The sequence below is a fragment of the Streptomyces virginiae genome, assembly GCF_000720455.1.
Taxonomy (GTDB): domain Bacteria; phylum Actinomycetota; class Actinomycetes; order Streptomycetales; family Streptomycetaceae; genus Streptomyces; species Streptomyces virginiae.
In genome coordinates, this window is record NZ_JOAK01000001.1 from 620,069 (window position 1) to 631,862 (window position 11,794).

Annotated in this window: 11 protein-coding genes; 9 read left to right on the forward strand and 2 right to left on the reverse strand. The window is 70.7% G+C overall.

The features are described 5' to 3' along the window. The first annotated feature begins 33 nt into the window (after positions 1 to 33). The 7 genes from IG86_RS0102865 (at position 34) to IG86_RS0102895 (ending at position 4,193) form a co-directional block, all read left to right on the forward strand. Complete coding sequence (locus tag IG86_RS0102865) at positions 34 to 1,164, forward strand: threonine aldolase family protein (RefSeq protein WP_030894395.1); 1,131 nt, start codon at positions 34 to 36, stop codon at positions 1,162 to 1,164. A gap of 252 nt (positions 1,165 to 1,416) precedes the next feature. Beyond that, positions 1,417 to 1,602 (forward strand): DUF397 domain-containing protein, encoded by a 186-nt coding sequence (locus tag IG86_RS0102870; protein WP_030817586.1) that lies wholly within the window; start codon positions 1,417 to 1,419, stop codon positions 1,600 to 1,602. 83 nt (positions 1,603 to 1,685) lie between these two features. Further along, positions 1,686 to 2,270: a hypothetical protein gene (locus IG86_RS0102875; RefSeq protein WP_053678398.1), complete on the forward strand. Its 585-nt coding sequence runs from the start codon at positions 1,686 to 1,688 to the stop codon at positions 2,268 to 2,270. 62 nt (positions 2,271 to 2,332) lie between these two features. Continuing rightward, complete coding sequence (locus tag IG86_RS43470; protein ID WP_030027391.1) at positions 2,333 to 2,500, forward strand: hypothetical protein; 168 nt, start codon at positions 2,333 to 2,335, stop codon at positions 2,498 to 2,500. 110 nt (positions 2,501 to 2,610) lie between these two features. Then, positions 2,611 to 3,147 (forward strand): BlaI/MecI/CopY family transcriptional regulator, encoded by a 537-nt coding sequence (locus IG86_RS38290; protein ID WP_078905778.1) that lies wholly within the window; start codon positions 2,611 to 2,613, stop codon positions 3,145 to 3,147. 11 nt (positions 3,148 to 3,158) lie between these two features. After that, positions 3,159 to 3,689 (forward strand): amino-acid N-acetyltransferase, encoded by a 531-nt coding sequence (locus tag IG86_RS0102890; protein WP_030894403.1) that lies wholly within the window; start codon positions 3,159 to 3,161, stop codon positions 3,687 to 3,689. Positions 3,690 to 3,854: 165 nt separating this feature from the next. Then, positions 3,855 to 4,193, forward strand: a complete 339-nt coding sequence (locus tag IG86_RS0102895) for a histone-like nucleoid-structuring protein Lsr2 (RefSeq protein WP_030656421.1) — start codon at positions 3,855 to 3,857, stop codon at positions 4,191 to 4,193. On the opposite strand, the gene IG86_RS0102900 is transcribed toward IG86_RS0102895, so the two are convergent. Then, positions 4,172 to 4,756 (reverse strand): SCO3374 family protein, encoded by a 585-nt coding sequence (locus IG86_RS0102900; protein ID WP_030894405.1) that lies wholly within the window; start codon positions 4,754 to 4,756, stop codon positions 4,172 to 4,174. The genes IG86_RS0102895 and IG86_RS0102900 overlap by 22 nt on opposite strands. A 462-nt stretch (positions 4,757 to 5,218) precedes the next feature. Here IG86_RS0102900 and IG86_RS0102905 point away from each other — a divergent pair, with 462 nt between their 5' ends. After that, positions 5,219 to 7,744, forward strand: a complete 2,526-nt coding sequence (locus IG86_RS0102905; protein WP_030817590.1) for an ATP-dependent Clp protease ATP-binding subunit — start codon at positions 5,219 to 5,221, stop codon at positions 7,742 to 7,744. Positions 7,745 to 7,822: 78 nt separating this feature from the next. On the opposite strand, the gene IG86_RS0102910 is transcribed toward IG86_RS0102905, so the two are convergent. After that, the gene (locus IG86_RS0102910; RefSeq protein WP_078905779.1) at positions 7,823 to 10,795 is read right to left on the reverse strand and encodes an NACHT domain-containing protein; all 2,973 of its coding nucleotides are present in this window, start codon (positions 10,793 to 10,795) and stop codon (positions 7,823 to 7,825) included. Positions 10,796 to 11,134: 339 nt separating this feature from the next. Here IG86_RS0102910 and IG86_RS0102915 point away from each other — a divergent pair, with 339 nt between their 5' ends. Next, positions 11,135 to 11,722: a M23 family metallopeptidase gene (locus IG86_RS0102915; RefSeq protein WP_030656414.1), complete on the forward strand. Its 588-nt coding sequence runs from the start codon at positions 11,135 to 11,137 to the stop codon at positions 11,720 to 11,722. The last annotated feature ends 72 nt before the right edge of the window (positions 11,723 to 11,794 follow it).

An 11,794-nucleotide genomic window follows, 5' to 3' on the forward strand; every position in this document is an offset into this window, starting at 1 on the left:
CCGGTCGGGGACGAGGGGCGAGGATCAGGGGTCATGAGCGACGGCAACGAGGAAACGGAACGTACGGCGCGGCTCGTGGCGGCCTGGCGGGCGGCGGGACGGACCCTGACGCACAGCCCGCGCGAAGCCACCGTCGGCGAGTCGCTGGCGCGGCTCGCCGAGGCCCCGTACGACATGGACGCGCCCACCGACATCTACGGCGACGGGATCGTCGCCGAGCTGGAGCGGCGGGTCGCGGAGCTGCTCGGGACGCAGGACGCGGCGTTCTTCCCCAGCGGCACGATGGCGCAGCAGATCGCCCTGCGCTGCTGGGCGGGCCGGACCGGCAACCCGGTCGTGGCGCTGCACCCGATGAGCCACCCGGAGATGTGGGAGGGCGACGCCCTGTCGACGGTCTCCGGGCTGCGGGTCGTCCACCCGACGACCGAGGCGCGCCAGCCGACCCCGGAGGAGGTCGCGGGCATCGGGGAGCCGTTCGGCACGCTGATGCTGGAGCTCCCGCTGCGCGAGGCCGGATTCCTGCTGCCCACCTGGGAGGAACTCCAGGCGCTGGTGGAGGCCGGCCGCGAGCGGGAGGCGGCGATCCACTTCGACGGCGCCCGGCTGTGGGAGTCCACCGTCCACTTCGGCCGTCCGCTGCCGGAGATCGCCGGTCTCGCCGACTCCGTGTACGTCTCGTTCTACAAGTCGCTGGGCGGCCTGAGCGGGGCGGCCCTGGCCGGGTCGCGGGAGTTCGTGGAGGAGACCAGGGTCTGGCGCCACCGCTACGGGGGCCAGATCTTCCGGCAGTTCCCGCAGGCCCTGTCCGCGCTGGCCGGCCTGGAGCGGGAACTGCCGCGGCTGCCGTCGTACGTGGCCCAGGCGCGGATGGTGGCCGGGGCGCTGCGCGAGGCCCTGGCGAAGTCCGGCGTCCCGTGGTCGCGCGTGCACCCCGAGGAGCCGCACACGCACCAGTTCCAGGTGTGGCTGCCCTACGAGCCGGACCGGCTGACGGACGCGGGCCTGCGGCAGGCGCAGGAGACGGGCACCGTCTTCTTCCGCCGCTGGTCGCCCGGGGGGCCGCCGGGCCTCGCGGTGACCGAGCTGGACATCACGGAGCCGGGCCTGTCCTGGACCGCGTCCGACGTCCACGACGCGGTCTCGGCCTTCGTGGCCCGCATCTGACGCCGCCCGCGCGGGGCCGGACACGGTCCCGCCGCGGCCCGCCGACCCGGCCCCCCACGCACCCCGCCGGCCCCCGCCGGACCCGCCCGCAGGCCCGCCGGCCTGCGCACGGACGGCCGTGCCGTGTACCACCCGCACCCCCGCAGGGCGGCGGCGAAACGCCGAATTGCGCGAAAGTCGCCGGTGAGGACCGGACACGGAGTTACCGTCCCTTGACCGCAATTACCGGCCACCGTGCCCGGAGGAGACACCATGACCGCTCAGCCCGCGTGGCGGAAGTCCTCGTTCTGCGGCGACGGCGACGCCTGCGTCTACGTCGCCGTCACCCCCGGAGCCCTCGTGAAGGTCGCCGACCGGGTCGACCCCGCCCACCTGGTCCTCGCCACCACCCAGGCCGCCTGGGCGGACTTCCTGCGGGCGGTCAAGGAGACCGGCTGAGGTCCGGCCCGTACCGGTCCGCGCCGCGCCGCACTCGCCCCTCCTGAGGGGATTTTGTCCGATTAGCGCGTATCTTCGGCATCATGCCCACGCCCTACGGATCCCGCGGCGGCATGGCGTTCAGCGCCGCCGAGCTGCACGTGCTCAGGCGTTCGCTCGCCCACGCCCTTCAGTCCTCCTCGGCGCCCCTGGCGGCCGAGGAGGTCCAGGACTGCCTGCGCCTCGCGCAGTCGGTGGACGAAGCGGTCCGGGAGGCGGGCCGGCTCAGAGCCTTCCTCCTGGACGATCTGGCCCGCTACCGGGGCGCCCTGCCCGGCAGCCTCTCCGGCTATCTGGAACTGCTCCGGGAGGCCCTCGCCGCGGGCTACGAGCCGACCCCCGACGACCTGGCAGCCCTGCGCGCGCTGCGCGCCAACCCGGCCGCCGCCGCGCTGCTGGAGCGGGCCCGGACCGTCGCGGAGCGCTCCGTACGGCGCCGCCTGACCGCGAACCCCGCCCCCCGGGCCCGACGGCTGAGCCTGGCGGGCGGCCGGGAGGAGCCGCCGCGGCCGGCGCCCGCGCCCAAGGAGCGCCCGCGCCCCGAGCGGCCGGTGCCGACGCCCGGCGAGGTCTTCCCGCCGCGCCGCAAGCCCACCCCGCCCCCGGCGTCCGGACTCGCCGTCGTGTGAACGCGCCCGGGCGGCCCGGGCCGCCCGGACCGGCCCGGGTCCGCTTGGCTACGCTGGGGGGCATGGACTACGTCTCCGCGCTCGTGCCCCCCTTCGTGATGGCCGCGTTCTTCATCGCCCTCGTCGTGACGATCGTGAAGAGCCAGGGCGGCTCCAACAAGTCCAAGGAGGACGCGGCGGTCGACGCCGTGATCGCCCGGGCCGAGGCCGCCCGCCAGCAGCAGAACTAGCCTTCACCTTCCGCGCGGGTGCGCGGCCTGCGGGCCGTGCGCCCGATTTTGTTGCGCGTTGCCGGATGAATGGTCGGGCAATTCCGCACAAACCGCACTATCGTGCTGTTGTGCCTCGCCCCTTGGGAGAACTCGAAGACGCCGTCATGACGCGGGTGTGGCAGTGGAACCGCCCGGTCACCGTTCGGGAAGTCCTGGAAGACCTCCAGCAGGAACGGTCCATCGCGTACACCACGGTCATGACCGTTATGGACAATCTCCATCAGAAGGGCTGGGTCCGCCGGGAAGCCGAAGGCCGCGCCTATCGATATACGGCGGTCTCCACCCGCGCCGCCTACTCGGCCGCACTGATGAACGAAGCCTGGTCGACGAGCGACAACCCCGCCGCCGCTCTCGTCGCCTTCTTCGGCATGATGTCCGCAGAACAGCGCGAAGCCCTCCGCGACGCCGTCCGGGTCGTCCAGTACGACGGCGAGTCCGCCGCCGACGCCCCCGCGGAACCCCACGGCGAACCCCGCGCGGAAGCGCCCGCAGAACCCCCCTCCGCGCCTTCCGGCGAACCTTCCCCGGAACCTTCCGCGGAACCTTCCGCGCCACCGGAAGCCGAAGGACGGTCCGCCGAGCACCCGAGGCCGCCGGGGCGATAGCGTCCGCAGCCATGGGAGAGTTTTCCTCTGCACACGCAGAAACAGTGACGATCCGTCGTGCCCGCACACGCGATGTTCCCGCGCTGCGCCGCCTCCTCGACCAGTACGTGCAGCAGCGGATCCTGCTCGACAAAGCACCCGTCGTCCTTTACGAGGACATCCAGGAGTTCTGGGTCGCGGAACGCGACTCCGACTCACAGGTAGTGGGCTGCGGCGCACTCCACGTGATGTGGGAAGACCTCGCCGAAGTACGCACTCTCGCCGTCGACCGCGACTTGAAGGGCGCCGGCGTCGGCCATCAGGTGCTCCAGCAGTTGTTGAGCACCGCCCGCGCGCTCGGGGTGAGCCGGGTTTTCTGCCTGACCTTCGAAGTCGAGTTCTTCGCGAAGCACGGCTTCGTCGAGATCGGCGAGACCCCGGTCGACACCGATGTCTACATGGAGCTCTTGCGTTCCTATGACGAGGGCGTCGCCGAGTTCCTCGGTCTCGAACGAGTGAAGCCGAACACCTTGGGCAACAGTCGGATGCTTCTGCACCTCTGATCGATGGCCTCAGCTTTTCCGGCGCTCCGCGCACCTGTGGCCTATGTCCGAATCGCGCACGTTTCCCGCCCCGTTGCGGTCTCGAACCTCTCCCGGGGGGTTTGTGTTTTCCAGGCAAAAGCGGTTTCCTTTCCGCGTACTGCTTTTCGATGAAAGGAAATCCCGGTGGCACAGAAGGTTCAGGTCCTTCTTGTCGACGACCTCGACGGTGGCGAGGCGGACGAGACGGTGACGTTCGCTCTGGATGGCAAGACCTACGAGATCGACCTCACCACCGCCAACGCTGAAAAGCTCCGCGGTCTGCTCGACCCGTACACCAAGGGCGGCCGCCGCACCGGTGGCCGTGCCACCGCGGCCCGCGCCAAGGGCCGCGCCGCCGCGGCGACCGGCAACCCGGACACCGCCGAGATCCGCGCGTGGGCCAAGGAGAACGGCTACAACGTGAACGACCGCGGCCGCGTCCCGGCCGAGATCCGCGAGGCCTACGAGAAGGCCAAGGGCTGACGGACCCCGTTCGTACGCCGCCCCAGCCGCGCCCGGTGGCATTCCGTCGCCGCCGCCGCGACCAGGCGTACGAGATCGGGCCCGCCGGCGGGCCCTGCGGCCCGCCCGGGACCGGGCAGGGCCGGCAGCAGCGCCTCACACCCCTGCTCGGGGGGTCGCAGCCACACGGCGGCCCCCCGAGGGCTTCCTCCCAGGGGGAGCCCCGGTGGAGCCGGGGCGGTGATCCGCCCGCCCGCACCCAGGGCGGCCAGATCCAGGGCGACCCCGCCCCACTCCAGCCAGTCGAGCAGCCCGTCGAGCTCCTCTGCGCTCCCCGGGGCCACCAGGAACCGCATCCGGCGCCCCATCACGGCCACCGGACCCGTGGCGACCGGCCGGCGCAACAGCGCCGTACCGGCGTCCGACGGCAGCTCCAGCACGTCGAAGCCGATCCCGGTCACGAGCTGGACCGGAGGCCCGCCCGTGACGGTCCAGCCCAGCACCCTCCCATACCAGGCGGCGTACGCGTCCTCCTCGGGCGCGACGCGGGGCGGCGGGACGGTCGGCAGGACGGTTGCGGCCATACCCGGAGCAACTGCGGAATCGTGCGGGGGTTACGGTGGAGGTCACGTTCCGCACTCGCAGATGTGCGGAACGTAAACGTCCATGGAGGCGGAGTCCCACATTCGAGACGGAACTCTGTTCGCCCTCAGCGGAGGGAACCGGCGCCACCGGCATGGAGTGTCAGCCCTTACGGGTAAGACATTCCTAGTGGATCGGGGCGACACGCTGATTTGACCGGCTTCCGTTCGCCGTCGGCGTACACGCATGACGGGTATCTGCCTGGCCTGCGGGAACATCGTCTCGCACCATCGAGTTGGAGCAGTTGTCGGCTCTTCGAGCCGGTTTTCCCGCTGATGCAGGGGTGAGCCGTGGACGGATGTCGGCAGTTGGAATGAGCTGTCCCGCCCCGCGGGACTAGCATGCGGAAGGACAGGGCGGGGACCGACCCCGAACTGCCCGACCGCTCTGAGGAGCGATAAACGATGTTCGAGAGGTTCACCGACCGCGCGCGGCGGGTTGTCGTCCTGGCTCAGGAAGAAGCCCGGATGCTCAACCACAACTACATCGGCACCGAGCACATCCTCCTGGGCTTGATCCACGAGGGTGAGGGTGTCGCCGCTAAGGCCCTGGAGAGCCTCGGGATTTCGCTCGAGGCTGTTCGCCAGCAGGTTGAGGAGATCATCGGTCAGGGGCAGCAGGCCCCGTCCGGCCACATCCCCTTCACCCCGCGGGCGAAGAAGGTCCTGGAGCTTTCGCTCCGAGAGGCCCTCCAGCTCGGCCACAACTACATCGGCACCGAGCACATCCTGCTCGGCCTGATCCGCGAGGGCGAGGGCGTCGCCGCCCAGGTCCTCGTGAAGCTGGGCGCCGATCTCAACCGAGTCCGGCAGCAGGTCATCCAGCTGCTCTCCGGCTACACCGGCGGGGGCAAGGAGTCGGCCACGGCCGGCGGCCCGGCCGAGGGCACGCCCTCGACCTCGCTCGTCCTGGACCAGTTCGGCCGCAACCTCACCCAGGCGGCCCGCGAATCCAAGCTCGACCCGGTCATCGGGCGCGAGAAGGAGATCGAGCGGGTCATGCAGGTGCTGTCCCGCCGTACCAAGAACAACCCGGTCCTCATCGGCGAGCCCGGCGTCGGCAAGACCGCCGTCGTCGAGGGCCTGGCGCAGGCGATCGTCAAGGGCGAGGTCCCCGAGACCCTCAAGGACAAGCACCTCTACACGCTTGACCTCGGCGCCCTGGTCGCCGGTTCCCGCTACCGCGGTGACTTCGAGGAGCGCCTGAAGAAGGTGCTCAAGGAGATCCGCACCCGCGGCGACATCATCCTGTTCATCGACGAGCTCCACACCCTCGTGGGTGCGGGCGCCGCCGAGGGCGCGATCGACGCCGCCAGCATCCTCAAGCCCATGCTGGCCCGTGGTGAGCTCCAGACCATCGGTGCCACGACGCTCGACGAGTACCGCAAGCACCTCGAGAAGGACGCGGCCCTCGAGCGCCGCTTCCAGCCGATCCAGGTGGCGGAGCCTTCCCTCCCCCACACGATCGAGATCCTCAAGGGCCTGCGCGACCGCTACGAGGCCCACCACCGCGTCTCCATCACGGACGAGGCACTCGTCCAGGCGGCGACGCTGGCCGACCGGTACATCTCGGACCGCTTCCTCCCGGACAAGGCGATCGACCTGATCGACGAGGCCGGTTCCAGGATGCGCATCCGCCGGATGACCGCGCCGCCGGACCTCCGCGAGTTCGACGAGAAGATCGCGGCTGTCCGCCGGGACAAGGAGTCGGCCATCGACTCCCAGGACTTCGAGAAGGCGGCTTCTCTCCGCGACAAGGAGAAGCAGCTGCTGGCGTCGAAGACCAAGCGCGAGAAGGAATGGAAGGCCGGCGACATGGACGTCGTCGCCGAGGTCGACGGCGAGCTCATCGCCGAGGTCCTCGCGACCGCGACCGGCATTCCCGTCTTCAAGCTCACCGAGGAGGAGTCCTCGCGACTGCTCCGCATGGAGGACGAGCTCCACCGTCGGGTCATCGGCCAGAAGGACGCCATCAGGGCGCTCTCCCAGGCGATCCGCCGTACCCGTGCGGGTCTGAAGGACCCGAAGCGCCCGGGTGGCTCGTTCATCTTCGCCGGCCCGTCCGGTGTCGGTAAGACCGAGCTCTCCAAGACGCTCGCCGAATTCCTCTTCGGCGACGAGGACGCGCTGATCTCCCTCGACATGTCGGAGTTCAGCGAGAAGCACACGGTTTCCCGCCTCTTCGGTTCGCCCCCCGGTTACGTGGGCTACGAAGAGGGCGGCCAGCTCACCGAGAAGGTGCGCCGGAAGCCGTTCTCCGTCGTCCTCTTCGACGAGGTCGAGAAGGCCCACCCGGATATCTTCAATTCCCTTCTCCAGATCCTGGAGGACGGTCGCCTGACCGACTCCCAGGGCCGGGTCGTGGACTTCAAGAACACGGTCATCATCATGACGACCAACCTGGGTACCCGGGACATCTCGAAGGGCTTCAACCTGGGCTTCGCGGCGCAGGGCGACACCAAGACCGGCTACGACCGGATGAAGGCGAAGGTCAACGAAGAGCTCAAGCAGCACTTCCGGCCCGAGTTCCTGAACCGTGTCGACGACACGGTCGTCTTCCACCAGCTCACCGAGGAAGACATCATCCAGATCGTCGACCTGATGATCGCCAAGGTCGACGAGCGCCTCAAGGACCGCGACATGGGCATCGAGCTGAGCGGCGACGCCAAGCTCCTGCTCGCCAAGCGCGGCTACGACCCGATCCTGGGTGCCCGGCCGCTGCGCCGGACCATCCAGCGCGAGATCGAGGACGTGCTGTCGGAGAAGATCCTCTTCGGCGAGCTGCGTCCCGGTCACATCGTGGTCGTCGGCAAGGAGGGTGAGGGCGAGGAAGCCAAGTTCACCTTCCGCGGCGAGGAGAAGTCGGCCCTGCCCGACCTCCCCCCGATCGAGGCCACGGGCTCCGGCCCGGACCTGTCGAAGGGCGCGTAACGCGTAGGTGCGACCGAGCACCACAAGGGGCGGCCCCGGAACCGAAGGGTTCCGGGGCCGCCCCTTTGCCGTCACGGGTCACTGCTCGTACACCGTGGTGTACGGCTCCACCTCGGCGCCGGGGAACCGCTGCCGCAGCCGCTCCTCCAGCTCCGCCGGCAGCATCTCGTGCCCGTACAGCCGCAGGGTCCGCAGGGACGGCAGCAGCCGGACGTGCCGGAGGAGGCCCTCCAGCACCTCGTCCGGCACGGCGAGCTCCTCCAGCCGTTCCAGCCGGGAGATCTCCGCCCAGTCGGCCGGTCCGGCAGGCCGCCAGCGGTGTCCGAGGTTCAGCACGCGCAGCCCCGTGTGCCGGCTCATGCCGGTCACGTCGACCTCGGGGGCGTCCAGCACCAGCCTCGTCAGGCGTGCAGTGGGCGCGAGGTCACCGACCGACCAGGGCAGCGAGGAGTAGAACTCCAGCGAATGCAGGCGGGGCCAGCTCGTGATCGCCTCGTGCAGTCCGGGAACGGATCCGTCGAGGCAGGCGGCTCCGACGGGCAGACCGTGCAGGCCCGTCACATCGGCGAGTCTGAAGCACCCGGTGATGTCCAGCACCGTCAAGGCGTTCTGTCCACGGAGGAAGTCCACGTCCGTGAGGTGGGGGAGCCTGAAGAGGCACACGCTCTTCACCTGGACGCGTGAGAGCAGATCCGACACGGCGCGCTGCGACACCTGCTGGGAGATGAAGAAGCCGGGCGCAGCGGCGAAGGCCTGCAGGGCGTCCGCCTCGGCGTCGTTGTGGATCTCAAGGGTCATCAGCGGCGGGGTGATCCGTTCGATCACCTCCCGGGCGTACTCCCGCGTGTCGAAGCGGCTCCACAGCGCGGCCAGGGCCCGGTGGACGTCCGGCGATGGTGCGGCGCGGAATCCGGCCAGGTAGGGGATGGCCCGCTCGGAGAGGGTCTCGCCGGCCGCGGCGACGGCCATGAGGGCCTCCTCCTTGGCAGCCGTCGCCGGATCGGCCAGCAGTTCCAGGACCAGAGGGCCGGTCCGGCCCAGCTGCTTGGCCTCGTCGATGCTCCGGGGCGGTAGGAGGTGCTTCACGGCGGCCTCGGCCTCGGCGCGGAGCGCGGGGTCCAGTTCAGTCGCGTACTGGAGGGAGGCGTAGGCGAGGAGTACGGACCGGTTGGACCCCCGGGCCAGCAGAGCCCGGATGATCTCGGTGCGTTCGCGAGGGCGGCCCTGGGCGACCGCCATGCGGATGACGTCCTCCCACTGGTCGTCGTCCGCGTGGCCGGTCAGTTCGCCCAGACTCCCCTCGTCCAGGGACGCCCGTGCCCCCAGGAAGTCCTGGAAGGTGCGGTGGACGAACTCGACGGTGTCCACCGTGGGCGCCCGAAGCAGGCCGGTGCGCTCCAGGAAGTGGGCGAAGACGGCCGGCGGGTCGCCGAGGACGGCCGCGGCCGGCACGGCGGGCAGCGCGTCCGCGATCAGCGCCTCGGCCCGGGAGCGGTCCATTTCCGTACGGCCGTTGCGGATCAGCCAGTAGGCGAGCCGCTGGAGCAGCTGGAGCTGGGGTTCCTCGGCCAGGTACGGCAGGCGAAGGCCCCGCTCGCGGTCGCGGCGGTGCAGCAGCATGGACAGGGCGGCCGCGTACAGCTCCTTGCGGCCGGTGGGCAGGAAGCCGCGGCGCTCGCGGTGCAGGGCGCAGATCAGGCCGCACAGCAGCGGATTGGTGGCGAGGCGGGCCAGGTCGGGTTTGCCGCGTACGGAGTCCAGCAGCAGGTCCGCGTATCCGTCGGGGGCGCGGGCGGCGGTGTGCCAGCGTTCGACGAAGGCCCGGACGTTCGCCGGGCTCATCGGGGCGAGGGTCACCTCGGTGAAGTCCTCACCCGCCAGCCAGTCCGTCCGGACCGCCGAGGGCCTGGAAGTGATCAGCCAGCGGTTGCCCGGGTAGGCCGTGATCAGGTCGGCCAGCCAGTCCCTGGCGTTCTCCCGCTCCGCCTCGGGGATCTCGTCGATGCCGTCGACGAGGATCAGGGCCCGCCCGTCACGCAGGACGCGGCTCTCCCAGCCCTCGGGGGGCTCTCCGGCGAGCGGGGTGCCGGCGAGGAAGTCGCGGGGTGCGGGGAGCCGCTCGCCGTGCCGGGTCAGGGTGCGCAGGGGCAGGACGTACGGGACGAGGCCGTTGCCGGTCCCCTTGGCCGTGGAGACGGCCAGCCACTGGATGAGCGTGGTCTTGCCCGATCCGGCGTCTCCGCGCAGCAGGACGCGGTGGTGCTCGTTGAGGAGTCGCTCGGCGGACAGGTGGTGCTGCGCGGATTTCCGCGCGGCCTTGGGAGGGCCGTGTTCGGGCTCGGGCGCCACGGGTCCGGCGACCTCCAGCGACACGTACGCCGCGTCCAGCGGCCAGCGGGAGGAGCCCGGCTCCAGGTCCAGGCCGAAGATGGTGAGGGTGGAGTGGCGGCGGGCCACGTAGGCGAGGTAGCGCTCCTCGAAGGCCGTGTCGCGGCCGTCCTGGCGGGGCAGGCGCGTCAGCAGCTCGTCCACCTTGGCGATGGTCTCGGCGTGCAGCCTGCTCTGTCCGACCAGGGTCGCGGCCACGAAGGTGGAGCGCTGGGTGAAGAAGTTCAGGATGTGCAGGGAGGCCAGTTCGACCAGGCGGTCGTGGAAGAGTTCGGCGTCCCGGGAGAGCCCGGTGTCCGGGGCGGCGGCCCGGAGCCGGCGGGCGAAGGCCGCGGGTCCGAGGCGGACGGCCTCCACGTCGGTGAGGGTGAGGTCGCCCAGGGCGTGGAGGGTCGCCGCGAGCGCCGCCGCCACGCCGGCCTCCCCGCCGGGCGGGAGCGGCCGCTCGCCCGGGGCCCGCAGGGCCTCGCGGACCAGGTGGTCGGCGAGCCTGCGCAGGTCCGCCGCGTCGAGGTCGTGCTTCTCGCGCCGGGAGACGTAGGAGGAGATGCGCTGCGGCCGGTCGACCAGGCCCGCGCCCGCGCCCTCGGTGCGTAAGAGCTTCTTGATCAGGGGTGCCACGACCCCGGAGGCTAGCCGGATCCCCACCACGGATGCGTCCACGAGCCCGGAGCGTAGCGCCGGTCACATTCGCGGGGATCCGAATCGGTGAAGCCGCGCCCCGGCCGGTGACAAGGGGCACAGGATAAATCGGACATACTAGGGGGTTTCGTAGATCAAACAGGCCCTGTCGAGAGGCCTTCGCCCCTGGTGGATCCCGTCAACGGGCCACGTCACCCCGGCATCGCTACGAGCCCCGGTAGTAAACGGGGACGTTTGGGGAAGACCGGGCATTCGGGTTACCAAAGATGAGCCAACCCGGCACATGGCTGAGCGTGCCGGGTCACTTCATGCCCGAGACGGGCGTGATCGCCCATGTCCCCGGCCCCGGAGGTCTGCTCTATGTCCGCGAAGCGCGTCATCACCCGTTCTACCCGTATCACCGTCGGCGCAACCCTCGGTGCTGTGCTGGCTCTCGGGGCCGGGACGACCGCCGCCTTCGCCGACGCCCCGCAGACGGCTCCCGCCGCCGCCACCGCCGACGTCGCCGCAGCGGCGAAGAAGAAGGCCGGTCTCTGGGACAAGCCGCTGGAGAAGTACACGCTGTCCGCGACCTTCGGCAAGGGCGGCAGCATGTGGGCCCGCAAGCACTCCGGCCAGGACTTCGCCGTCCCGGTCGGCACCCCGGTCAAGGCCGCGGCCGCCGGCGTCGTCGTCAAGGCCGGCCCGAACGGCGGCGGCGACGGCCCCGCCTACGGCAACGCCATCGTGATCAAGCACGCGAACAACACGTACTCGCAGTACGCGCACCTGTCGAAGATCCAGGTCAAGGTCGGCCAGAAGGTCTCCGTCAAGCAGCGCATCGCCCTGTCCGGCAACACCGGAAACTCCAGCGGCCCGCACCTGCACTTCGAGATCCGCACCACCCCGAACTACGGTTCGGCTCTCAACCCGGTGGCCTTCCTGCGCACCAACGGCGTCAGCATCTGACCTGCGCCACACGCAACGTGACCGAAGCCGACCGGCCCCTGGGGGCCGGTCGGCTTCGTCGTGTCCGACCGA

Bases quoted from the DNA above. Each gene is read 5' to 3' on its own strand.
- IG86_RS0102900 (WP_030894405.1), bottom strand. From the start codon at position 4,756: ATGGCCGCAACCGTCCTGCCGACCGTCCCGCCGCCCCGCGTCGCGCCC.
- IG86_RS0102870 (WP_030817586.1), top strand. From the start codon at position 1,417: ATGACCGCTCAGCCCGCGTGGCGGAAGTCCTCGTTCTGCGGCGACGGC.
- IG86_RS0102890 (WP_030894403.1), top strand. From the start codon at position 3,159: ATGGGAGAGTTTTCCTCTGCACACGCAGAAACAGTGACGATCCGTCGT.
- IG86_RS0102875 (WP_053678398.1), top strand. From the start codon at position 1,686: ATGCCCACGCCCTACGGATCCCGCGGCGGCATGGCGTTCAGCGCCGCC.
- IG86_RS43470 (WP_030027391.1), top strand. From the start codon at position 2,333: ATGGACTACGTCTCCGCGCTCGTGCCCCCCTTCGTGATGGCCGCGTTC.
- IG86_RS0102915 (WP_030656414.1), top strand. From the start codon at position 11,135: ATGTCCGCGAAGCGCGTCATCACCCGTTCTACCCGTATCACCGTCGGC.
- IG86_RS0102865 (WP_030894395.1), top strand. From the start codon at position 34: ATGAGCGACGGCAACGAGGAAACGGAACGTACGGCGCGGCTCGTGGCG.
- IG86_RS0102905 (WP_030817590.1), top strand. From the start codon at position 5,219: ATGTTCGAGAGGTTCACCGACCGCGCGCGGCGGGTTGTCGTCCTGGCT.